The following is a 26,424-nucleotide window of genomic DNA, read 5'->3' as shown; positions in this document are numbered from 1 at the left end:
GCTGGGAATGAAGCTGGGTGTGGGTAGTCGTTGAGGCCCGCGATTGTCGGCCTCGCCTGTTATTAAGCCGCCGGCCGCCATCAGCCCGACGAGCTCCACACCCCCATGCATGCTCCTTTTCGAATCCTCAATGACGCCCTCCGTGCGCGCGCAGTCGGAGAGTCGTCTCGGCATCCGCTCTACACCTTCCTCGGTGAGTCCGACGGAGACGAAGCCGCGCTGAGCGCGGTGGAGTTGGAGCGCCAGGCACGGAGAATCGCCGCCGCGCTGCAAGCGCGGGGTGCCGTGGGACAGCGGGTGCTGTTGCTCTATCCGCCGGGGCTCGACTACCTCGCGGGTTTCTTTGGCTGTCTGTACGCGGGCGCCGTGGCGGTGCCGGCCTATCCTCCGGACCCGACGCGGCTGGAGCGCACCCTCCCCCGCCTGCGCGCCATCATCGAGGACGCGGAGGCCACGGTGGTGCTCACCACGTCGGGCATCCTCGGGCTGGCGGACTTCGTCTTCGAGCAGGCGCCGGACTTCCGAGCGCTCCAGTGGTTGTCCACGGATGACCTGCCGGTGGGTGGCGAGGACGCGTGGCGCGAGCCCGAGCTGGGGCCAGACACGCTGGCCTTCCTCCAGTACACGTCGGGCTCCACGGGGACGCCCAAGGGCGTGATGCTGTCCCACGCGAACCTGCTGCACAACCTGGGGCTCATCTCCGGAGCGTTCCAGGTGCGCCGCGACAGCGTGGGCGTCATCTGGCTGCCGCCGTACCACGACATGGGGTTGATTGGCGGCATCCTCCAGCCGCTGTTCGGCGGCTTCTCCGTGACGTTGATGTCGCCGATGTCCTTCCTCCAGCGGCCCATGCGCTGGCTGGAGGCCGTGTCCCGCTTCCGGGGCACCGTGAGTGGAGGCCCGAACTTCGCCTTCGAGTTGTGCGCGCGTCGTGCGTCGCCCGAGGAGGTGAAGGCGCTCGACTTGAGCTCATGGGAGGTGGCCTTCTGTGGCGCGGAGCCCATTCGCGCCGCGACGTTGGAGCGCTTCGCGGAGGTGTTCGCTCCCGCGGGCTTCCGTCGTGAGGCGTTCTATCCCTGCTATGGGCTCGCGGAGGGCACGCTCATCGTCACCGGTGAGCAGAAGGGCCGCGAGCCTCGCGTGCACCTGCTCGACGACGCCGCGCTGTCGAAGGGCACGGCCGTGCGAGCGGCCCCCGAGGCGGCGGGTGTCCGTGCGCATGTGAGCTGCGGCGCGACGCTGGCCGAGCAGCGCCTGCTCATCGTCGACCCCGAGACGAAGGTGCCGCGCGCGCCGGGCCAGGTCGGTGAGATCTGGGTGTCCGGTGGGAGCGTGGCACAGGGGTACTGGCGCAAGCCGGAGCAGTCGAAGGAGACCTTCCAGGCACGTCCCGTGGGCGCCGAGGAGGGACCGGCCTACCTGCGCACCGGGGACCTGGGACTGCTGCTCGACGAGGGGCAGCTCGTCGTCACCGGGCGGCGCAAGGACCTCATCATCCTGCGCGGTCGCAACCTGTATCCGCAGGACGTGGAGGCCGTGGTGGAGCGCGCGCACCGGCGCGTGCGGCCCGGTGGTGTGGCGGCCTTCGGCGTCGAGACGCCGGACGGTGAGGCGCTCACGGTGGTCGCGGAGGTGGCGCGCGAGCTGGCCGAGTCGGGAGACACCGAGGCACTGACCGCCGTGGCGGACTCGCTGCGACAGACCATTGCCCGTGAGCTGGAGGTCCAACCCAGGACGGTGGCGTTGCTCCCGCCCGGCTCCATTCCGAAGACGTCGAGCGGGAAGATTCAGCGCTTCGCCTGCCGCGCGGGGCTCGCCTCGGGTGAGCTGACCGTGCTGTGGCGCTCGGACCTGAACCTCGGGGCGGCACCCGGGGCAGCTCGGGACGAGCCCTCTGGAGCCGTGGCGTCCTCTGCCACGCCGGAACCGTCCGCGAGGACTTCGAGCCCTTCCACCGCGGAGCTGGAGCGCGCGCTTCGCGAGGAACTGGCCGCGGTGCTCGGTGCCTCCGCGGGCACCGTGGAAGTGGATGCACCGTTGACCCGACTGGGGCTGGACTCCCTGGGCGCGGCGGACCTCCAGGTGCGCATCGAGAAGCGACTGGGGGCTCGAGTCTCCGCCGCCATGCTGCTCCACGACGTCAGCCTCCAGGGCCTCATCGCCGAGCTGTCGAAGGGCGCCCAGGGTGCGCTCGCCCCAAGCTCCGGGCCCGTGGCCCGTGGCAGTACGAACGTGGGGCCCATGCCGGCCTCCTTCGCGCAGCAGCGGCTCTGGTTCATCCAGCAGCTCGAACCGGCCTCGACCGCCTACCACATCCCCCTGGCCTTCACGCTTCGCGGTCCCTTGGACACGGGGGCGCTGGAGCGCGCGATCAACGAACTGGTCCGCCGTCATGACGTCCTGCGGACCACGCTCGCGTCCAAGGACGGCGAGCTGCTCCAACATGTCCACGCGCCGACCACCGTCGCCATCGAGCGCGTCGTCACGGACGCCGATGACCTGGCGGACCGCGCCTCCGTGCTGGATGCCGTGGCCGTGCGCGACGGCCAGCGTCCCATGGACCCCGCGACGGGGCCGCTCCTTCGCTTCAGCCTCGTGTGCTTCGCGGCCGAGGACCATGCCCTCGTCGTCTCCGTGCACCACCTGATCGCCGATGGATGGACGGTGGGCCTGATGGCCCGTGAGCTGGCGACCCTCTACACGGCGTTCAGCGCGGGACAGCCCTCTCCCCTGCCCGAACCAACTCTTCAGTACGGCGACTTCGCCGCGTGGCAGCGCGAGCACCTCACCCCCCAGGCGCTCCGTCAAGAGCTGACGTGGTGGAAGCAGGCGCTCGCGGAGGCTCCATCGCTGCTCGCCCTCCCCACGGACAGGCCTCGACCTCAGCGTCTCTCGTTCCACGGTGCGCGCCGCTCGCGCCTCCTGCCCGCGGCGCTGATGACGAAGCTCCATGCACTGGGGCGACGTGAAGGGGTCACGCCGTTCATGAGCGTGGTCGCCGCGCTGTCCACCGTCCTTCATCGCTGGAGCGGTCAGGCCGACTTCGTGCTGGGCTCGGCCGTCTCCGGACGTGAGGTCCCTGGCATTCGCGGGCTGCTGGGCGACTGCACCAACTTCATCCCGCTGCGGGTGCGGCTCCCGGCCGAGGCCACCGTGACGGGGCTGCTCGCGGCGGTGAAGCAGAGCACGCTGGGCGCGATGGCCCACGGCCATTGCCCGTTCGACCACGTGCTCGCGGCCGTGCAGCCGGGCTCGCAGCGGCGCGAGCTGTACAACGTCGCCTTCGTCCTGGACGACTACGACATTCCGCGCGACCTGGCCGTGGGCAATGGCCTGACGCTGGGTGTGTCGCTGCTGGACAACCGCACCACCGAGCTGGACCTGACCTTCGAGGCGGCGCACGGGCCCGAGGGCCTGCTCATCGGCTGCAAGTACGCGGCGGACCTCTTCGATGCGGAGACCATCGACCGGCTGCTGAGCCACCTGGAAGTCGTGGTGGGCGGCATGGTGGATGCCCCCGGCCAGCGAATCGCCGAGCTTCCGTTGATGACGGGGGCCGAGCGTCAACACGTGCTGCACGCCTGGAATCCGCGCGCCGTGGCTCCGAGTGATGGCACGTTGGTGGAGCGCTTCGAGGCGCAGGTGGACCGCACGCCGGACGCCATCGCCGTCACGTTCGAGTCCAGTCACCTGACGTACCGGGATTTGGATGCACGCGCCAACGGGCTGGCCCAGGTGCTGCTGCGCCATGGCGTGGGCCCCGATGTCCTCGTCGGCGTGTGCCTGGAGCGCGGCCTGGACCTGGTGGTGGCCCTGCTCGGCATCCTCAAGGCCGGCGGTGCCTACCTGCCGTTGGACCCGTCCTATCCGAAGGAGAACCTCGCGTTCATGCTGGAGGACGCGCAGGCGCCCGTCCTCATCACGCAGACCTCGCTGGAGGACCGCGTGCCCGCGCCCGGCGCCGCCGTGGTGCGCCTGGACGCCGAGCCGTCCATCCCCGCCGCCGCGCCGCGCCCGCCGCGCTGCAATGCCCCGAGCGACCTCGCCTACGTCATCTACACCTCCGGCTCCACGGGACGTCCCAAGGGAGTGATGGTGCGGCACGACAACGTCGTGCGCCTCTTCACCGCGACGGATGCGTGGTTCCACTTCGGGCCCGAGGACGTGTGGACCCTCTTCCACTCCTACGCGTTCGACTTCTCCGTCTGGGAGCTGTGGGGAGCGCTGCTGTATGGCGGACGGCTGGTGGTGGTGCCGTACTGGGTGAGTCGCTCGCCCGAGGCCTTCCATCGCCTGCTCGCGGACGAGCACGTCACCGTCCTCAACCAGACGCCCACCGCGTTCCGTCAGCTCATCCACGCCGAGCAGCAGGCCGCCGCGCGCGGTCCGCTCCCCACGCTGGCCCTGCGCTACGTCGTCTTCGGCGGTGAGGCGCTGGACATGGCCGCGCTGCGCCCGTGGTTCGAACGACACGGAGATGCGCGTCCGACGCTCGTCAACATGTACGGAATCACGGAGACGACGGTCCACGTCACCTACCGTCCCGTGCGGATGGAGGACGTGGAGCGCCCCTGGTCCAGCGTGATTGGCGCGCCGATTCCGGACCTTCAAATCTACCTGCTGGACGCGCTCGGACAGCCCGTGCCGGTGGGTGTCCCAGGAGAGATTCACGTCGGTGGCGCGGGCGTGGCCCGTGGCTATCTGCGGCGTCCCGAGCTGACCTCCGCGCGCTTCGTGGAAGACCGCTTCGGCACGGTGAGGGGACGCCGGCTGTACCGCGCGGGAGACCTGGCGCGCCGGCTGGCCAATGGAGACTTGGAGTACCTGGGCCGCATCGACAACCAGGTGAAGATTCGCGGCTTCCGCATCGAGCTGGGGGAAGTCGAATCGGCGTTGAGCACGCATCCCTCCGTGCGCGAGGCGGTGGTGATGGCGCGCGAGGACTCGCCCGGGGACAAGCGCCTGGCGGCGTACGTCGTCCTGGGGGACCTGGACACCACCGGCACCGTGGAGCAGACGGCGCAGTGGAAGGCCGTCTACGACGAGACCTACGCCCAGGGAGAGCGCAGCGAGGACCCCACCTTCGACATCTCCGGCTGGAACGACAGCTACACCGGAGGACCGCTCCCCGCGCCGCAGATGCGCGAGTGGGTGGACACCACGGTGCGCCAGATTCTGGCCCTGCGTCCTCGCCGGGTGCTGGAGCTGGGCTGCGGCACGGGCCTCCTGCTGTACCGGCTGGCGCCTCGCTGCGAGGCGTACTGGGGCGTCGACTTCGCCCGGCCCGCGTTGGACCGCATCGAGCGACAGAAGGAGCGCCTGGGCGAGTCCCTCCGCTCCGTCTCCCTGCTCCACCGGAGCGTGGATGACCTGTCGGGAATCGAGCCCGCCTCGTTCGACACCGTCATCCTGAACTCCGTCATCCAGTACTTCCCCAGCGGCGACTACCTGCTCCAGGTGTTGCGCGGAGCGGTGGCCGTGTTGAAGCCCGGGGGCCGCATCTTCCTGGGCGACGTGCGCAACCTGGAGCTGCTGGAGTCCTTCCGCGCCTCGGTGCGACTGCACCGCGCTCCGCCGAACCTGCCGACGTCACAGCTCCAGTACCGCGTGCAGCGCGACGTGCTGGCCGAGGAGGAGCTGGTCCTCTCGCCCACGTTCTTCACCTCGCTGCCCGCGCGAGTGCCGGGCATCTCCCGGGTAGAGGTGCTGCCCAAGCACGGGCGCTACGACAACGAGCTGAGCCGCTTCCGCTACGAGGTCATCGTCCACGTGGGCGAGGCCACCTCGGCATCGCGTCCCGAGTGGGTGGACGGTGGTGCCCTGACGCTGGAGACCCTGCGCCAGAAGCTCGAAGCCCAGCCCACGTTGATGGCCGTGCGGGGCCTGCCCAATGCCCGCGTGCTCGATGACACCCGACTGGTCTCCCTGCTGTCCGGCTCCGGCCGACCCCCGAATGTGGGGGCCCTGCGCGAGGTGCTCCGAGACTGGCCCGGCTCACGAGGCGTGGAGCCGGAGGACCTCCATGCCCTGGGCGGAGTGCTGGGCTACGACGTGAGGGTGAGCTGGGCCGGCGCGCATGCGGACGGCTCGCTGGACGTTGTCTTCACCCGGGCCGGTGAGGCCGTGCGGCTCGACCTCACGCCGGAGTCTTCTGGCGAGCTGGCTCCCGTCTCGAAGCTCGCGAACGATCCGCTGCGCGGGGCGCGAAGCGCTCGTGAAGTGGCACGCGTCCGTCAGGCCCTCACCGAGCGCTTGCCTTCGCACATGGTGCCGTCGGCCTTCGTCGTGCTGCCGTCGCTGCCGCTGACCCCCAGCGGCAAGGTGAACCGTGGCGCGCTGCCCGCTCCGGAGGCGGACCGCTCCGTCATCGAAGACGAGTACCTGGCGCCGCGAAATCCCACCGAGGAGGCCATCGCCCGCATCTTCTCCGAGGTGCTGGGCCACTCCCGCGTCGGTGCGCGAGATGACTTCTTCGCGCTCGGCGGACACTCGTTGCTCGCCACGCAGGTGGTGACGCGGTTGCGCGCGCAGCTCGGCGTCTCGCTGTCCCTTCGAGCCCTCTTCGAGGCCCCCACCGTCGAAAGGCTCTCCGAGCGCATCGCTCCACTCCAGGGCGCGACGTCGGTCGAGGCAGTGCCCCTGGAGCGACTGGCTCGCTCTGGAGCGGTGGACACGCTCGCCGTGTCGTTCGCGCAGCAGCGCCTCTGGTTCCTGGAGCAGCTCCAGCCCGGACAGGCCGCGTACAACATCCCCGTGGCGCTGCGGCTGACGGGGCGACTCGACGTCGAGTCCCTGCGTCGGACCTTCGCGGAGGTCGTCCGTCGGCACGAGCCACTGCGAACGACCTTCGCCTCACGCGACGGCCAGCCCGTGCAGCTCGTCCACCCGGCGCCCGCGTCCTGGCCCCTGGCCGTCGAGGACCTGAGCACGCTGGAGGCCGCCGCACGCGAGGCCGCCGTGAAGCGCCGTGTCTCCGAGGAGGCGCACCACGCGTTCGACCTGGAGCACGGTCCCCTGCTGCGCACCGCGCTGCTCCGACTGGGCGCCGAGGAGCACCTGCTCCTCCTGTGCATGCACCACATCGTCTCCGACGGTTGGTCCATGGGCGTGCTCGTGCGCGAGGTCGCCATGCTCTATGCGGCCCTCTCCGCGAATCGCCCGGTGGATCTCCCCACGCTGCCGGTCCAGTACGCGGACTACGCCGCGTGGCAGCGACGCCTGCTGGAGAACGCCGCCGAGAGCACCCAGCTCGAAGCGTGGCGCGCGCACGTCCAGGGGACTCCGGTCCTGGAGCTGCCGACGGACTTCTCGCGTCCCGCCGTGCGCACCTCGCGTGGCGCGACCGAGTTCTTCACGGTGCCAGCCGACCTGGTCGCCAAGCTGGAGAAGCTGGGCCAGGCCGAGGGCTCCACGCTCTTCATGGTGCTGCTCGCGGGCTGGCAGACGCTGCTGGCGCGGTACTCCGGCCAGACGGACTTCTGCGTGGGCACCCCCGTGGCCCATCGCACGCGGCCGGAGCTGGAGGGGCTGATCGGCTTCTTCGTCAACACGCTCGCGCTGCGGGCACGGCTGGATGGCGACCCGACCTTCTTGGACCTGTTGAGCCGGGTGCGCGAAGAGTCCCTCGCGGCCTTCGCACACCAGGACGTGCCGTTTGATCGGCTCGTCGAGGCGCTGGGCGGCGAGCGCGACCTGTCACGCACGCCCGTGTTCCAGTCGGTCTTCGTCCTCCAGAACGCCCCGCTGCGGCCTCCGTCGCTGCCAGGCCTGAGCGTGGACCTCCTGCCCACGGCGACGGACACCTCCAAGTTCGACGTCACCGTCTCGCTGATGGAGCGCGCGGGCACGCTCGTGGGTCAGCTCGAATACAGCCTGGACCTCTTCACCCCGGACACGGCGCGGAGACTGGTCGACCACTTCCAGCGACTGCTGCGCGGCGTGGTGGAGGACGCTCGACGCAGGCTCTCCGCGCTGCCGCTGATGTCCGAGGCCGAGCGGCATCAGGTCATCGTCGCCTGGAATGCTACCCGCGCCGAGTACCCCTCGGAGACGACGCTGCATGAGCGCATCTCCGTGCACGCTCGGGCCACTCCGGACGCCGTCGCCGTGGTGCACCAGGGACAGGTGCTCCGCTACACGGAGCTGGAGGCTCGCTCCAACCAGCTCGCTCGCCACCTGCTGGCCCAGGGCCTGGGGGCGGAGCCTCGCGTGGGCTTGTGCCTGCCGCGAAGCACGGAGCTCGTGATCGCGATGCTCGGTGTCCTGAAGGCCGGTGGCTGCTACGTGCCCCTGGACCCGGCCTGGCCCGAGCAACGACTGGCCTTCGTTGTCGCGGACGCCGGTCTCTCCACCGTGCTCACGCTGGAGTCTCTCGCCTCGGTGCTTCCGGCGGGCTCGCCGTCCCGCGTGTGCCTGGACTCCGAATGGGCGCTGATGGCCCGCCAGTCGACGGACGCGGTGACGCTCCAGACGAGTCCGGACCAACTCGCCTACGTCACCTATACCTCCGGCTCGACGGGCATGCCCAAGGGCGTGGCCATCACCCACCGGGCCGTGCTGCGTCTGGCGTCGGGCTTGAGCCTCGCAACGGGGCCCGAGGACGTCGTCCTCCAGATCTCCTCCCCCACGTTCGACCCGCTCGCATTGGAGGTCTGGACCGCGCTGTTGGCCGGCGCTCGACTCGTCGTGTACCCGGCTCAGACGCCCGAGGTGACGGAGCTCGCACAGCTCCTCGTCGAGCAGCAGGTGACCGCCGCCGTGCTCCCCACGGCGTTGTTCGACGTCATGCAGCAACAACAGCCGGAGGCGCTCGCCCAGGTGCCTCGGCTGATCGTCGGCGGTGACGTGCTACCGGTTCCCAGGGCCCGGGAGCGACTGGCGCGGGGCCGCTCGCTCATCAACGCCTATGGCCCCACCGAAGTCTCTGTCGCCACCACGCGACACGCGCTGAATCCCGGGGACACGCTGGGCGACGCCATTCCCATCGGTCGCCCCCTGGCCAACACCCAGGTCTACGTCGTCGACGCGAGCCTGCGGCCCGTGCCCGTGGGCGTTCCAGGCCAGCTGCTCATCGGCGGCGCGGGACTCGCGCGGGGCTACCAGGGACAGCCCGCGCTCACCGCCGAGCGCTTCGTCCCGAATCCCTTCGCCTCCACGCCCGGTGAGCGGCTGTACCGCTCCGGAGACCGCGTGCGCTGGAGTCAGGACGGGACACTCGAGTTCCTGGGCCGCATCGACTTCCAGGTGAAGGTGCGGGGCTTCCGCATCGAGCTGGGTGAAGTGGAGTCCGCGCTGCGTGCGCACCCCGACGTCGGCGAAGCCATCGCGCTGGTCCGCGAGGACGTACCGGGCGACAAGCGATTGGTGGCCTACGTCTCGCCGGCCACGGTGGACACGGGCTCACTGCGCGCCCACCTGCGCCAGCGCCTCCCCGAATACATGGTGCCGAGCGCCTTCGTGGCACTGGAGGCCTTGCCCCAGACGTCCCATGGCAAGGTGGACCGCAAGGCCCTACCAACTCCGGACTTCGCCTCCGGGGCCTCGGACTTCGAGGCGCCTCGGACAGACCTGGAGCGGCAGCTCGCGGAGGTGTTCCGCGAGGTCCTGCGCGTGGAGCGCGTGGGACGGCACGATGACTTCTTCCTGCTCGGAGGGCACTCGCTGCTGGCCACGCAGGTGGTGACGCGACTGCGCGCGCGGCTGGGTGGCGCACTGTCCCTGCGAGCCTTCTTCGAGGCCCCCACCGTGGCGCGGCTCTCGGAGAAACTCGAAGCCACGCGCGCGGAGACCACCGCCGAGCTGCCGCCCCTGTCCGCCCTGCCCCGTGGCTCCGAGGGAATGGAGCCGTCCTTCGCCCAGCAGCGGCTGTGGTTCCTGGACCAGCTCCAGCCGGGCCTCGTCACGTTCAACATGCCCGCCGCGCTGCGCCTGCGTGGCGCGCTCCAGGTGGACGTGCTGCGCCGTGCCTTCGCGGAAGTCACTCGTCGTCACGAAGCGCTGCGCACCACCTTCTCGTCCCGCGAGGGACAGCCCGTGCAGCACATCCATCCGGCGCCCGAGGCCTGGAGCCTGGAGGTCGAGGACCTGAGCGCGCTGGAGCCCTCCGCGCGTGAGGCCACCACCGCGCGTCGCATCAGCGAAGAGGCCCACCGGCCCTTCGATCTGGAACACGGCCCGCTGCTGCGCACCGCGCTGCTGAAGCTCGGGGAGCAGGAGCACGTCCTCCTGCTGTGCATGCACCACATCATCGCGGACGGCTGGTCCGTGGACGTGCTGGTGCGCGAGGTCGCCGAGGTCCACTCGGCGCTCCTGGAGAACCGGAGCGCGGCGCTTCCGGAGCTGCCGGTGCAGTACGCCGACTACGCGGCGTGGCAGCGGCGCGTGCTGAAGGACAGCACGGTGAGCGCGCAGGTCGACTGGTGGCGCGAACGACTCCAGGACGCTCCGGTGTTGGAGCTTCCCACGGACCATGCGCGTCCCGCATCGCGCGGCTTCGGGGGGGCCACGCACTCCTTCACCCTCCCCATGGATCTGGTGTCGAGCCTGGAAGCCCTGGGCCGCGAACAGGGCGCCACCCTCTTCATGGTGTTGATGACCGGCTGGCAGGCGTTGCTGGCGCGGTACTCCGGGCAGCGTGACTTCACCACTGGAACCACGGTGGGTCACCGCGAGCGTCCCGAGCTGGAAGGGTTGATCGGCTTCTTCGTCAACACCGTCCCGCTGCGCTTCCAGTGGAACGACGAGGACCCCACCGTCACCACCATGGTGCAGCGGGTGAAGGAGGTCGCCCTGACGGCCTTCTCGCACCAGGACGCGCCGTTCGACCGTGTCGTGGAGGCCCTCGGTGGCGAGCGGGACTTGTCGCGCACGCCGCTGTTCCAGACGCTCTTCGTGCTCCAGAACACACCGATGAGGGCTCCGTCCCTCTCGGGCATGCAGGTGGACCTGCTGCCGTCCGCGACGAAGACCGCACGCTACGACCTCACGCTGTCCCTGATGGAGCGCGAGGGCTCGCTGGAGGGGCAGCTCGAATACAGCACCGAGCTCTTCACCGAAGCCACGATTCGCCGGATGGCGGACCACCTGCGCGTGGTGCTCGACTCGGTGGCTCGAGGGAGCCGGGAGCAGCGCCTCAGCCAGTTGCCCCTGATGACCGAGGCCGAGCGTCATCGGCTCCTCCACGTGTGGAACGACACGCGGGTGGACCTGCCCGCGGTGGCGACGATTCCCGCGCTGTTCTCCGCGCAGGTTGCCCGCACTCCGACGTCTGTGGCCGTGGAGCATGAGGGCCGGACGCTCACGTACGCGCAGCTCGACGAGCGCTCCAACCAGGTCGCGCATCACCTGCGCACGCTGGGCCTGGGCTCGGAGTCGCGCGTCGGCGTGTGCCTCCACCGAAGCCTGGAGATGGTCGTGGGGGTGCTCGGCATCCTCAAGGCCGGTGGGTGCTACGTGCCGTTGGACCCGTCGTACCCGGCCCACCGGCTCTCCTTCCTGTTCGAGGACTCGAGCGTGGCGGCGGTGCTCACGCAGGAGTCGCTGGCGGACGAGCTGCCCGCGGGCTCCCAGCCCCTGGTGTGCCTGGACTCCGAATGGAGCGTCATCGCGCGGCAGCCCACGCACGCGGTGAGCGCGGACATCGGACCGGACCACCTCGCGTACGTCACATACACCTCCGGCTCCACGGGAACGCCCAAGGGCGTGGCCATTCCCCATCGAGGCGTGGTGCGCCTGCTGACCGGCGCGCGCTTCGTCGACCTGGGCCCCAAGGAAGTGGTGCTTCAGCTCGCGCCGCTGGCGTTCGACGCATCCACGCTTGAGCTGTGGGGCGCGCTGCTGCACGGCGGACGGCTGGTCATCTACCCGCACGCGGCGACGGACCTGAAGGAGCTGGGCCAGGTGCTGGTCCAGCACGAGGTATCCCTCCTCTGGTTGACGGCAGCGCTGTTCGACCAGATGCAGCAGCACCAGCCGGAGGCCCTGGCCCGGGTGCCACAGCTCCTCGCGGGAGGCGACGTGCTCTCCGCGCCCCGCGTGCGCGAGCGGCTGGCCAGCGGACGGGGCCTGGTGAACGGCTACGGCCCCACCGAAGGAACCACCTTCACCGCGTGCCATCGGCTGGCACCAGATGACGAGGTGGGCGCGTCCGTCCCCATCGGCCGGCCCATCGGAAACACCCAGGTCTTCGTCCTCGACGAGTCCATGCAGCCCGTGCCCGTGGGCGTGCCGGGTGAGCTGTTCATCGGCGGAGACGGTCTGGCCCGAGGCTATCTGGGTCAGCCCTCGCTCACGGCCGAGCGCTTCGTTCCCCACCCCTTCGCCTCCACGCCGGGCGCGCGGCTGTACCGCTCCGGAGACCGGGTGCGCTGGGCCGAGGACGGCGCCCTCCGCTTCCTGGGCCGCACGGACTTCCAGGTGAAGGTGCGTGGGTTCCGCATCGAACTGGGCGAGGTCGAAGCCTCGCTGCGGGCCCATCCGGGAGTGCTCGAAGCCACCGCGGTGGTGCGCGAGGACTCACCGGGCGACAAGCGACTGGTGGCGTACGTGGTGCCCTCGACGGTGGAGAGCGGCGCACTGCGTGAGCACCTGCGTCGGCAGTTGCCGGAGTACATGGTGCCGACCGCGTTCGTCGCGCTCGACGCCCTGCCCCTGTCGTCCAACGGCAAGGTGGACCGCAAGGCCCTGCCGGCACCGGAAGTGTCCTCTGCTTCACCGGTGTCCGAGGAGGCACTCCCCCTCCTCCAGCAGCAGCTCGCGGCCCTGTTCCGCGAGGTGCTGAAGGTGGACCGGGTGGGACCGGATGATGACTTCTTCGAGCTGGGAGGCCACTCGCTGCTGGCCACACAGCTGGTGACGCGAGTGCGCGCGCGGCTGGATGTGGACCTGCCGCTCCGCGTGCTGTTCGAAGCCCCCACGTTGGCGGGGCTCGCGCAGCGCATCGAAGCCCTCATGCTGCATGCCTCGCGCACGTCGATGCCGCCGCTGCTGACGGTGGCCCGCGACGAGGCGATGCCCTTGTCCTTCGCCCAGCAGCGCATGTGGCTGCTGGACCAACTCCAGCCGGGCCAGGCCGTCTACAACGTGCCCGTGGCGCTGAAGCTGTCGGGCACGCTCGACGTGGACGTGTTGAGGGAAACCTTCGCCGCGCTGGTCCTCCGGCACGAGGTGCTCCGCACCACCTTCGCCGCCCGGGAGGGACTGCCGTTCCAGCGCATCCAACCGGCGCCGACGCGTTGGTCTCTGCCTGTTGAAGACCTGAGCGCGCTGGAGCCGACCCAACGAGAGGCCGCGCTCCGCAAACGAATGGTCGAGGAGGCGCACCACCGCTTCGACCTCCAGCAGGGCCCACTGCTGCGCACGGTGCTCGTGCGCACCGAGCCCGCGGAGCATGTCCTGTTGCTGTGCATGCACCACATCGTCTCGGACGGCTGGTCCATGGGCGTGCTGGTGCGAGAGGTGGCAGCGCTCTACGAGGCCATCGCCGAGGGCCGCGAACCCACCCTGCCCGAGCTGCCCGTGCAGTACGCCGACTTCGCGGCGTGGCAGCGGCAGTGGGTGAAGTCCGAGGGCATCCAGGGCCAGCTCGAAGCCCTGCGCGCTCGCTTCGTCGGAGCTCCCGCGCTGGAGCTGCCAGCGGACACCGTGCGTCCCGCGACTCGGACGATTCGAGGCGGCAGTCACTTCTTCACGCTGCCGCCGGAGCTGGTGGTGGAGCTGGAGAAGCTCGCTCGCGCCGAGGGGGCCACGCTGTTCATGGTCCTGTTGGCCGCGTTCGAGGTGTTGCTGGCGCGCTACTCCGGGCAGCAGGACTTCTGCGTTGGAAGTCCCGTGGCCCAGCGCACCCGGTCCGAGCTGGAGCCGCTCATCGGCTTCTTCGTCAACACGCTGGTGCTGCGCGCCCGCGTCGACGGCAACCCGACCTTCACCGAGCTGGTGGCACGAGTCCGTGAGGAATCGCTGGCCGCCTACGTCCACCAGGACGTGCCGTTCGACCAGCTCGTGGAGTCGCTCGGTGGTGAGCGCGAGGGCCGAAGGTCTCCGCTCGTCCAGGTCATGTTCGCGTTGCAGAACGCGCCCATGCAGCCCCCCGCGCTGCCCGGCGTCCGGGTGGACGTCCTGAAGACCACGACGGACACCGCGCGGCTCGACCTCACGATGTCGCTGATGGAGCAGCAGGACGGCGGACTCGACGGTGCACTGGAGTTCAGCCTCGACCTGTTCTCCGCCGCTTCCGCCGAGCGACTGGGCCGACACTTCCGCGTCCTGTTGGAGACCGTGGTCCGTGATGCCAGCCGGCCCATTGGACAGCTTCCGTTGATGGGCGAGGAGGAGCGGCACCAGGTGCTGGTGGAGTTCCAGGGCCGCGCCGAGGCCTACCCGCGCGACGTGTCCCTGCACTCGCTCATCGAGGCCCAGGTCCTTCGTACTCCTGGCGCGGAGGCTGTCCGCTTCGAGGACTCCGCTCTCTCCTTCGCCCAGCTCGACGCTCGCGCCAATCAGCTCGCGTGGCACCTGCGCTCTCTCGGTGCTCGCCCCGGTGTCCTCGTTGGTGTCTGCCTGGAGCGCTCGCTCGACCTCGTCGTCGCGCTCCTCGCCGTCCTCAAGTCCGGCGCCGCCTACGTCCCCCTGGACCCGGCCTACCCCCGCGAGCGCCTCGCTGGAATGCTGGAGGACGCCGACGCTCCCGTCCTCGTCACCCACGAGCACCTCAAAGCCGTCCTCCCTCCTCACGCCTCTCGCGTGCTGTGCCTCGACTCCGACTCGGCCGCCCTCTCTCGCCAGCCCACCACGACTCCTCCGCCCCTGGCCGGCGCTGACTCCCTCGCCTACGTCATCTTCACCTCGGGCTCCACTGGCCGCCCCAAGGGCGCCATGAATGCCCACTCCGGCATCGTCAACCGCCTGCTGTGGATGCAGCAGCAGTACGAGTTGACGGCTTCAGACACCGTCCTTCAGAAGACTCCCTTCTCCTTCGACGTCTCCGTCTGGGAGTTCTTCTGGCCCCTCATCACTGGGGCGCGACTCGTCCTCGCGAAGCCCGGTGGACACCAGGACCCCGCCTACCTCGTCCGCCTCATCGCCGAGCAGCGCGTCTCCACCGCCCACTTCGTCCCCTCCATGCTCCGCGCCTTCCTGGAGGAGCCGGGCATTGAGAAGCTCTCCGGACTGCGTCGCGTCGTGTGCAGCGGTGAGGCCCTCACCGCCGACCTCGTGACTCGCGCCCACTCGCGCCTGCCGGCTTCCGCCGAGGTCCACAACCTCTACGGCCCCACCGAGGCCGCCGTCGACGTCTCCTTCTTCCACTGCGCTCGCGGCTCCTCCCGCTCCTCCGTCCCCATCGGCGGGCCCGTCGCCAACACCCGCCTCTACGTCCTCGACTCCCACGGACAGCCCACTCCCATTGGCGTCCCAGGGGAGCTCTTCATCGGCGGCGTCCAGGTGGGCCTCGGCTACTGGCGCAGGCCCCAGCTCACCGCCGAGCGCTTCATCCCCGACGCCTTCTCCGACTCGCCCCAGGCGCGCCTCTACCGCACCGGTGACGTCGCTCGCTGGCTCCCCGACGGCACCCTGGAGTACCTCGGCCGCTCCGACTTCCAGGTGAAGCTGCGTGGCTTCCGCATCGAACTCGGTGACATCGAGGCCGCGCTCCTCTCTCACCCCTCCGTCCGTGACGCCGTCGTCCTTGTTCGCGAGGACTCTCCCGGTGACCAGCGCCTCGTCGCCTACGTGGTCCAGCAGTCTTCCTCGTCCGACACGACCGGGTTGAAGGACCACGTCGCGGCCCGCCTGCCCACCTTCATGGTGCCCTCGGCCTTTGTGTCCCTCCCGGCCTTCCCACTGTCCCCGAGTGGGAAGCTGAACCGGAAGGCACTCCCGGCCCCGGTGACACCGACCGCTTCGGGAGGCACGCCCGTGCCCACCGCACCAGAACGACTCACGCCCTTCCAGCAACGCGTCGCGACCGCCTTCCGCGAGCTGCTGCGTGTCGAGCACGTGGGCCTGCATGACGACTTCTTCGCGCTCGGCGGACACTCGCTGCTGGCGACCCAGCTCGTCTCTCGCATCCGCACCACGTTCGGCGTCGAGCTTCCCGTGCACGCCCTGTTCGACGCCCCCACCGTGGCCCGCGTCACGGAGCTGGTTGAAGAGGGAATGCTCTTCCGGTCGACACCCTCCCAGGTGCCGCCGCTGCGTCCCATTCCTCGCGATGGGGAGCTGCCGCTGTCCTTCGCGCAGCAGCGGCTGTGGCTGCTGGACCAGGTCCAGCCCGGAGGCACCCAGTACAACGTCTCCGGCGCGGTTCGGCTCGAAGGCGCGTTGAACCCCGAGGCGCTGCGACAAGCGCTGGACCTCCTCGTCTCCCGTCATGAGCCTCTGCGCGCGACCTTCGCATTGAAGGATGGCCAGCCCACCCAGATCATCCATCCGCACAAGCCCTGGAGCCTGCCGCTCGTCGACCTCACCGACGTCGCTCCGGCGGAGCGCGACGCCGCGGCCCGCAAGTACGCCGCCGAAGAGGCCAGCCAGCCCTTCGACCTGAGCGCGGGGCCGCTCTTGAACACCGTGCTGCTCAAGCTCGACGCGGAGCTGCACGTCCTCGTCCTCGTCATGCACCACATCATCTCGGACGGCTGGTCCCTGTCCGTGATGGTGCGCGAGGTGGCCCTGGCCTACGAGGCCTTCTCCACCCAGAAGGCCCCCGCGCTGTCTCCGCTGCCAGTGCAGTACGTCGACTTCGCGGCGTGGCAGCGCCAGTGGCTCCAGGGCGAGACGCTCGCCAAGGAGGTCTCCTGGTGGAAGCAGCGACTCGAAGGCGCGCCTCACGTCCTCGACCTGCCCACCGACCGACCGCGCCCCGCGCTGCGCACGCCGCGGGGTGCCTCGCACGCCCTCCAGCTTCCACGCGAGCTGGTGAACCGCGTCGTCGCGCTCGGACGACAGGCCGGGGCCACGCCCTTCATGACCTTGCTGGCCGCGTGGCAGACGCTGCTCTCACGCTACAGCCGGCAGGAAGACCTGCTCGTCGGCTCCCCCATCGCGGGCCGCCGCCATGGAGAGCTGGAGGGACTGGTCGGCTTCTTCGTCAACACGTTGGTGCTGCGCGCGCGGGTGCGTCCGGAGGACTCGTTCCGCGCGATGCTCGCCCAGGTGCGTGAGACGACCCTCGCGGCCTACGAGCACCAGGACCTCCCCTTCGAGCGCCTCGTTGAAGAGCTGCAACCTCAACGAGACCTCGGACGCGGTCCCCTCGTGCAGGTGGTCTTCGCGCTCCAGAACACGCCCACTCCGACGATGAGCGTGCCGGGCCTGACGCTGCGTCAGCTCGACGTGGACAACGACACCGCGCGCTTCGACCTCGGCCTCGTCCTGGTGGAGGAGGCGGACGGGCTGCGCGGCGTCATCGAGTACAGCACGGAGCTGTTCAACGCCCCCACCGTGGCTCGGCTCGCGAGCCATCTGCGCAACCTGCTCGAAGCCGTGGTCGCGGCTCCGGACCGCGCGCTCTGGACCCTGGACCTGGTCTCCGCGGAGGAGCGCCGTCAGCTCGTCGTCGAGTGGAATGACACCTCGCGGCCCTACCCGGCGGAGGCCACCTTCGTGGACGGGTTCTCGCGACAGGCGAGCCTGCGTCCGGAGGCCATCGCCCTGGAGTCCGGTGACCAGAGGCTGACATACGCGGAGCTGGAGGCACGGGCCAACCGCCTCGCGCACCTGCTGCGCTCTCGCGGCGTGGGGCCCGAGGTCCTCGTGGCCGTGTGCCTGGAGCGCGGCTTCGACGTCGTCGTGGCCATCCTGGCCATCATGAAGGCCGGCGGCGCCTACGTGCCGCTCGACGCCGCCTACCCCGCCCAGCGCCTGGCCTTCATGGTCGAGGATGCGCGGCCGAAGCTGCTGGTCTCCTCACGCGCGCTCGGACAGCGGCTCTCGCTCCCCGACGCGGGGATGGAGCGCCTGTTCCTGGAGGAGCTGAAGCTGGACTCGTGGCCCGCCACGCCCCCCGGCTCCGGAGCCGGTCCCCGCGACCTCGCGTATGTCATCTTCACGTCTGGCAGCACGGGGCGGCCCAAGGGCGTCGCCATCGAGCACCGGGGCCTGCTGCGCCTGTGCCACGCGGAGCGGTATGCGCGGTACGGCGCTCATGAGACGAGCATCCTGCTGGCACCCATCTCGTTCGATGGCTCGGTGCTGGAGCTGTGCCCGTCGCTGCTGCACGGCGGCCGAGTGGTCATCTACCCGGCCAACGCCGTCCCCAGCGACCTGGACACGCTGGGCGAAGTCATGGCGCGACACGGCGTCACGTTCACCCACCTGCCGTCGGGACTCTTCGCGCAGCTCGTGGAGCACCGTCCCGATATCCTCGCGCGCCTGAAGGAGATTCACGTCGGCGGCGAGGTCCTCTCCGCGCCCCATGCGCATCGCGCGCTGTCGTCGGTGCGTGGGTCGATGACCAACGCCTACGGCCCCACCGAGGTCTCGGTCATCTCCACGACCTACTCCCTCCAGGGCCCCATGCCGGGGGGCGTCTCGTTCCCGATTGGCACGCCGATCGACAACACGCAGGCGTATGTCCTGGATGCCCGGCAGCAACTGGTGCCCGTGGGTGTCCCTGGCGAGCTGTATCTCGGTGGCCCGGGTGTGGCCCGAGGCTACGTGTCGCGTCCGGACCTCACCGCCGAGCGCTTCGTCCCGAATCCCCATGGCGGCGTTCCGGGTGAGCGGCTCTACCGCACCGGAGACGTCGTCCGCTGGCGGAGCGAAGGGGTGCTGGAGTTCATCGGTCGCACGGACCATCAGGTGAAGATCCGTGGCTTCCGTATCGAGCTGTCCGAAGTGGAAGCCGCCCTGGCCGCGCAGCCCGCGGTGCACGAGTTCGCCGCCATCGTTCGCGAGGACGTCGCGGGTGACAGGCGACTGGTGGCCTACGTCTCCGCGCGGGAGGGCCAGACGCTGGACACGGCCGACCTGCGCGCGGGGCTGCGCCAGCGGCTCCCCGAGTACATGGTGCCCTCGGTCATCGTCACGCTGCCCACCCTCCCGCTCAGCTCCACGGGCAAGGTGGACCGCAAGGCGCTGCCGAAACCGGACGCCGCGTCCACCGGGCGACAGGGCCGCTTCGTGGAGCCCGCCAATCCGCTGGAGCAGCGCATCTCCGCCATCTGGGCGAAGGAGCTGGGCACCGAGCGCGTCGGCGTGCATGACCACCTCTTCGAGGAGCTGGGCGGCACGTCGCTCTCCGTGGTGCGCATCGCCGCACGCTTGAGGGAAGAGCTGGGCCAGCCGCTGCCCGTGGTGTGGCTGTTCGAGCACCCCACCGTGCAGGGCCTCGCCCGCGTGCTGGAGAAACAGGGCGCGCAGTCCGAGGCCGCTGCCACGACACCGCAAGCGGAGCCCGAGCCTCGGCGTCCCCTGTCCAGGCCTTCCACCTCCGGGGCCATCGCCATCATCGGCATGGCGGGTCGCTTCCCCGGCGCGAAGTCCGTGGACGAGTTCTGGCGCAACCTGCGCGGAGGCGTGGAGTCCATCTCCTGGTTCAAGCCCGAGGAGCTGGAGCGCATGCCCGGCCTCCCCGAGGGCATCGACCTGAACCAGCACCCGGCGTTCGTCCCGGCTGGAGGAGTGCTCGAAGGCGCGGACCGCTTCGACCATGCGTTCTTCGACATGTCGCTGCGCGAGGCGCAGTGGCTGGACCCGCAGCAGCGCCTGTTCCTCCAGTCGGCCTGGACGGCCCTGGAAGACGCGGGCATCGACCCCGAGCGCTTCCCCGGGGCCATCTCCCTGTACGCGGGGGCCATCGACTCCGGCTACACGGAGGCGGTGCGCGCCACGGTGCCGCTGGATGGCGCCGCGCTCTTCGAGCTCTACGGCACGGCCACCCACGAGAGCCTGGCGACGAAGACGTCCTTCAAGCTGGGCCTCACGGGTGAGAGCGTCCTCATCCACACCGCGTGCTCCACCGGGCTGGTGGCCGTCCACCTGGCCTGCCAGAACCTGCTCGCCGGCATGTCCGACGTGGCCATGGCGGGGGCGACTCGGCTGTCCGTGCCGCAGCGCACGGGCTACGTGTACCAGGAGGGAATGATTCTCTCGCCGGACGGGCACTGCCGCTCGTTCGACGCGGCGGCGCAGGGCACCGTCTCCGGCAACGGCGTGGCCTGCGTCGTCCTCAAGCGCCTGGAGGATGCGCAGCGGGACGGCGATGCCATCCACGCGGTGATTCGCGCGACGGCGACCAACAACGACGGGCGCGACAAGTCGGGCTTCACCGCGCCCAGTGTGCAGGGCCAGTCCGCGGTCATCCGGCAGGCGCTCGCGCGCTCCGGGGTGTCGGCCTCGGACATCGGCTACGTGGAGGCGCACGGCACGGCGACTCCGCTGGGAGACCCGATTGAAGTGACGGCGCTCCAGCGCGCCTACGGCCTGGGGCCCGAGCACCGGGGCACCATCGCCCTGGCCTCGCTCAAGTCGAACGTCGGCCACCTGGATACCGTCGCGGGGCTCGCGGGCCTCATCAAGGTCGCGCTGTCGCTTCGGCACGGGGAGATTCCTCCGAGCCTGCACTTCGAGCGCCCCAATCCGCAGATTGATTTCGACACCACGCCTTTCTTCGTCAACACCACCCTTCGGCCGTGGCCGAGGAGCGAGACCCCGCGGCGCGCCGCGGTCAGCTCCTTCGGCATTGGCGGCACCAACGCCCACGCCGTGCTCGAGGAGTCCACGATGTCTCCGAGCGGCAGCAGCTCCCGCACGCATCACCTGTTCGTCCTGTCCGCGCGCACGCCCGAGGCGCTGGATGCGGCCTCCAAGCAGCTCGCCTCCCACGCGGAGACGCATGCCGAGGCCCTGCCCGTGGCGGATGCGGCCTTCACGCTCGCGGTGGGCCGCAAGGTCTTCGAGCACCGCCGCGTGGTGGTGGCTCGCGACGCGGCCGAGCTGACGCGGCAGCTCCTCAAGCCCTTCACGCCGACGAAGGTGAAGGACCCGGAGGCCGCGCGGCGCCGCCGCATCGCGTTCATCTTCCCGGGCCAGGGGAGCCAGCAACTGGGCATGGGACGTGAGCTGCTCGACACCGAGCCCACGTTCCGCGCGCATGTCGAGGCGTGCCTGGAGCTGCTGACGCCGACGCTGCGCGCCCAGGTCCGCGCGTTGCTGACCTCCGCGCCGGGTCAGGAGGCGGAGCACGCGGGGTTGCTCGCGGATACTCGCGTCGCGTTGCCCGCGCTGTTCACCGTCGAATGCTCACTCGCGCGGATGTGGATGGACTGGGGCATCAAGCCCCACGCCGTCCTGGGACACAGCTTCGGCGAGTACGCCGCGGCCTGCGTCTCCGGCGTGCTGTCGCTGGAAGATGGGTTGAAGCTGGCCGTGGCCCGAGGCGAGTTGATGCACCGGATGCCTCCGGGCGCGATGCTCGCGGTGGCGCTGCCAGAGTCGCAGGTGCAGCCGCTGCTGACGGGGCGGTTGTCGCTGGCGGCGGTCAACGCGGTGGACCGCTGCGTCGTCGCGGGCCCCGTGGCGGAGGTGGAGCAGCTCCAGGAGACACTGAAGCGCCGGGATGTCGGGGTGGTGCGGATGCCCGCGCCCCATGCGTTCCACTCGGCGGACGTGGAGCCGCTGATGCCCGAGATGTCGCGGGTGGTGGCCTCGCTGCGCCGGTCCGAGCCGACGGTGCGCTACGCCTCCAGCGTGACGGGCGCGTGGGCGCGGGCGGGAGCACTGGCCGAGCCTCAGTACTGGGCCGACCAGATGCGCCAGCCCGTGTTGTTCGCCGATGCGGTGGGCGTGTTGCTTGAAGAGGGTTGCAGCGTGTTGCTGGAGGTGGGGCCGGGTCAGGATTTGACGCCGCTGGTGCGCGCGTCGCTGGGCCAGGACAAGGACAGGGTGAAGGCGCTCGCCACGCTTCGACGGGGCAGCTCCACGCCGGAGCACGCGAGCCTCCTTGCGTCAGTGGGTGAGCTGTGGACCCAGGGCGTGGAGGTGGAGTGGTCGGCATGGTTCGCGCACGAGCAGCGCCACCGCCTGCATCTGCCCACGTATCCGTTCCAGGAGAAGCGCGTCTGGGTGGAGGCGAAGCCTGGGACCGCTCCCGTGCAGCCCCTGGTCGTCTCGGAGGCAGTGCAGATGAAGGCCGCTTCCGGGGCACCGACTCCGGTCGCGGGACCTCCGTCTGGAACGGTGATGGCCTCCGGGTTGGAGCCTCGCCATAGCGCGACGACGGCACCGATGCCTCCGCCCGCGTTGGTCACTCCGTCGGAGTCGTCTGCGTACCGGACCACTCACGTGGCTCCGGCAGCGCCACCTCCGCCACCCATCGCGTCCGAACCTGAGCCCGTGTCCGTCACGCCGGCTCGCGAGGATGCGCCGCGCGGTGCCATCGAGGAGCGACTCGCGGGATTGTGGCGCGAGCGTCTGGGCCTGGAGTTCGTGGGTCGCGATGACGACTTCCTGGAGATCGGCGGCAACTCGCTGATGGCCGCGCAGCTCCTCAATCAGGTCCGCGAAGCGTTCGGCGTACAGCTTCCGCTGGCGGCCCTGTTCGAGGCCCCCACCGTGGCCGGCATCGCCCTGCGCCTGGAGCCTCTCCTGCGACAGGCCCCCGTCGCCGCGCCGACGCGAGAGCTGCCCCTGGTCCCGCTGCCCCGCACGGGCGAGCTGCCACTCTCCTTCGTCCAGGAGCGGGTCTGGCGCCTGGAGCAGCACCTCCCCGGCCTCTCCGCGTACAACATCCCCTTCGTCCTCCGGCTCGAAGGAGACCTGGACGCGGCCACGCTGGCACGCGCGGTCCAGGAGGTCGTCCGCCGACACGAAGCCCTGCGCACGACGTACGACGTGGTGGACGGCCGGCCCGTCCAGCGCTTCCACGATGACGTGCGAATCCCCCTCCCCGTCGTCGACGTGCACGGCACCACACCCGAGCTGCGCGAAGCCGAGGCCATGCGCCTGGCTCGCGAGGAGGCGATGCTCCCGTTCGACCTGGTGAACGGTCCCGTCATCCGGACCTCGCTGCTCCGGCTGGAGCCTCGGCACCACCTGCTCTTGGGCAGCATCCACCACGTCGTCTGCGACACCCTCTCCACCGCGCTCTTCATCAACGAGCTGGTGCAGCTCTACGGCGCCTTCAAGCAGGGCCGCCCGTCGCCCCTGCCGCCTCTGCCCATCCAGTACGCGGACTTCGGCGCGTGGCAGCGCGGAGGCATCCGCGAGGGCCGCTTCCCCGAACAGGAACAGTGGTGGCGCCAGCGGCTCGCGGGCATGCCGCGTCAGCTCGAAGTCGCCACGGACCGCAAGCGCCCCGCGAGCTGCCCGCTCACCTCCGTGCGTCTGCCCGTGGAGTTCCCACGCGCCCTCGCCCGCGAGCTGGGCGCGTTCGGCAAGCGCGAGGGTTTCACGTCGTACATGCTGGTGCTCGCCGCGTGGCAGACGCTGCTGCACCGCTACAGCGGGCAGACGGACATCATCGTCGGCACGCCCCTGGGCAACCGCACCCGCCCGGAGCTGCTGCCGCTCATCGGCTACGTGGCACACTCCGCTGCGTTCCGCACCAGCTTCGCGGACGACCCCACGTTCCGCGAGCTGCTCAACCGCGTGCGCCAGGAGCTGAACGAGGTCCAGTCCCGTCCGGACGTGCCCTTCGAGTACCTGGTCGAAGCGCTCGTCCCCGGCAAGGACATCGGGCGTGGACGCATGACGGACACCGTCTTCGTGTTCCACAGCGGCATCGGCGGCGGCGCGGCGGCCCTGGAGATGACCGGGGTGCGCGGCTCCATCGTCGAAGTCCCGGACGGCCCCGTGCAGTGGGGCACCACCCTGTCCGACCTGACGCTCGTGCTCGGTGACGAATCCGGCCGGGTCCACGGCGCCCTCGAGTACGCGACGGAGCTGTTCGACGCGGAGACCGCCGGTCGGATGGTGGCCCATCTCCACGTGTTGCTCGCGTCCGCGATGGCTCGGCCGGATGAGCGCGTCTCGCGGCTGCCCCTGGCCACCGAGGCGGACCGCGCCACCTGGCCCGCGCCGCGTCCCGTGCGCGCCTCCACCTCCATCCCGGCCCAGCTCGCCGAGCGCTCGAAGCAGAACCCGAGCACCGTGGCCGCCATCATCGGCGACCAGTCCTGGTCCTGGGCGGAGCTGACCCGGCGCGCGGACAATGTCGCCGCGCGGCTGCGCGCCACCGGTGTGACTCCGGGCGCCCCCGTCGCCGTCTGCCTGCCTCCCTCCCCCGCGAAGCTGGCGGTCCTCTGGGGCGTCCTCGAAGCGGGAGGCGCGGTGGTGGCCCTCGGCGCCACCGACCTGGGTGGGCTCGCGACCTATGCGCATCAGGGTGCCGGTTCGCCCCTGCTCATCACCTGGCGTGGGGTCGTCACCTCCTCGAAGCTCGATGCCGCGCGCACGCTGTATCTGGAGGACCTCCTCGATGCCTCCGTGCCCGCGAGCACGGGCGCTCGCGGAACCCGCGCGGACGCGGCGGCCTGGCTGCTGCCCTCGGGTGCGGGCCAGCCGGCGTGGACGTTGGACCACCACGCCCTGGCGGAGCTGTTCACGGCGATGGATGAACGCCTGCGTCCGTCGGAAGGCGGCACGTGGCTCGCGGCAGTGGATACGTCGACGGAGCGTCCCGAGCTGGAGCTGTTGTGGGCGCTCTCACGCGGCCTGCGCGTGGCGTTCCCCTCCGAGCAGGTGTCCGCGCGACTGGTGCGACTGCAAGGCGGCGGTCCTCGCACCCAGCCGATGGACATGAGCCTCATCTACTTCGCGAACGATGAGGACTCGATGACGGGTCCCAAGTACGAGCTGCTCGTCGAAGGCGCGAAGTTCGCGGACGCCCATGGCTTCTCCGCGGTCTGGACGCCCGAGCGACACTTCCACTCGTTCGGCGGCCTCTATCCGCAGCCGGCGGTGGTCGCCGCGGCGCTCGCCACCGTCACCAAGCACATACACCTGCGCTCCGGAAGCGTCGTGTTGCCCCTGCACGACCCGATGCAGGTCGCCGAGCAGTGGTCCGTGGTGGACAACCTCTCCGGTGGACGCGTGGGCCTGTCGGTGGCCACGGGCTGGCACGTGGCGGACTTCTCGTTCGCTCCAGGCAACTTCGAGGACCGTCGCAGCATCCTGATGAAGCACCTGGCGACGCTGCGCTCGCTGTGGCGGGGCGAGAAGATGAAGCGGCTGGGTGGCGGCGGAGTCACGGTGGAGGTCGGCCTGCGTCCGAAGCCCGTGCAGAAGGAGCTGCCGGTCTGGCTCACGGCCGTGGGCAATCCGGAGACGTTCCGACTGGCCGGCGAGGTGGGCGCGGGCGTGCTCACCGGCCTGCTCGCGTTGTCCATCGACGAGCTGAAGCAGAGGGTCGCCCTGTACCGTGAGGCCTGGCGTCGCAACGGCCACCCGGGCCGAGGCCACGTCACGGTGATGCTGCACGCCTTCATCGGAGACGATGAACAGGAAGTCCTTCGCACGGTGCGCAAGCCGCTGCTCGGCTACTTCCGCAGCTCGGCGGAGATCACCGCCACGCTGCTCGCGGCCCAGGGGCACCAGGGTGAAATCGACAAGGTCTCCGAGGAGGACATCAACACCCTCCTGGAGCACACCTTCGAGCATCACGCGAAGGGCACGGGCCTCATCGGCACGGTGGAGAGCGGCTTCAAGCGGCTGCTCGACGTGCGCGTGGCGGACGTGGATGAGATCGCCGCGCTCATCGATTTCGGGCTGGAGACGCCCGTGGTGCTCAAGGGGCTGGAGAAGCTCTCCGCCATTCGAGACCGGCTGATAGAGGAAGCCGCGACACGCCAGGAGCAGGTGCTGGTGGAGGGCGACCAGGGCGTGGGCGAAGTGCTGGAGCTGGCGCGCCAGTCCAGTCGCGTCCTCCTGCACACCTCCGCGCGCCTGGCGCGCACGCTGACCGAACTGCCCGGGGCCCGTGAGGCGCTGGGCCCCGTGGGTGCCCTGGTGCTCGATGGGGCGTCCCCCGAGCTGGCCGCGACGCTGCATCAGAGCTCCGGACTCCAGGTCCTGCTCGCGGGCGGCGCACGTGAAGGCGCGCTGGTGCCCCGAGGCCCCGAGGAGCGCATCCCCTCCGGCCTTCGTCCGTGGATTCTCGACGGCGCGGGCCAACCCGTTCCTGTGGGAGTCGTCGGCGAGCTTGCGCTGGAAGGCGCGGGCCTGCCCTCGGGCCTGTGGCGCTCCGAGGACGAGGAGCGTCGCCGGCTGGTGGCGCATCCGTTGGGAGGTGCATCGCAGGTGTTCCGCACGGGCCGCCATGCGCGCCTGCGCGCGGATGGCCGAGTGGAGAACGTCCAGGTCCAGGTGCCCAAGCCACCCGCGCCCGCCGCGAAGTCGCCCGCACCGAAGGCGGAGAGCTCCGCGTCCCGAGCAGCCACGGTGTCCACCCCGTCCACGGGGATTCCGAGGGCACGGCGAGACAGGCCGCTG

Annotated in this window: 1 protein-coding gene (only partly in view); it reads left to right on the top strand. The window is 70.4% G+C overall.

Annotated elements, in window-relative coordinates; all coding sequences use genetic code 11:
* Positions 1-105 precede the first annotated feature (105 nt).
* On the top strand, positions 106-26,424 hold the 5' portion of the coding sequence (locus HUW62_RS06500; RefSeq protein ID WP_176433885.1) for a non-ribosomal peptide synthase/polyketide synthase. The gene runs 16,722 nt beyond the window's last position; only the first 26,319 of its 43,041 coding nucleotides appear in the window; the start codon lies at positions 106-108; its stop codon lies off the right edge, out of view.

Origin of the sequence: Myxococcus sp. AM011 (genome assembly GCF_013372595.1) — a bacterium.
Lineage (GTDB): Bacteria > Myxococcota > Myxococcia > Myxococcales > Myxococcaceae > Myxococcus > Myxococcus eversor.
The sequence above is the reverse complement of the archived record's forward strand: the minus strand, read 5'-3'. Positions and strand labels throughout refer to the sequence as shown.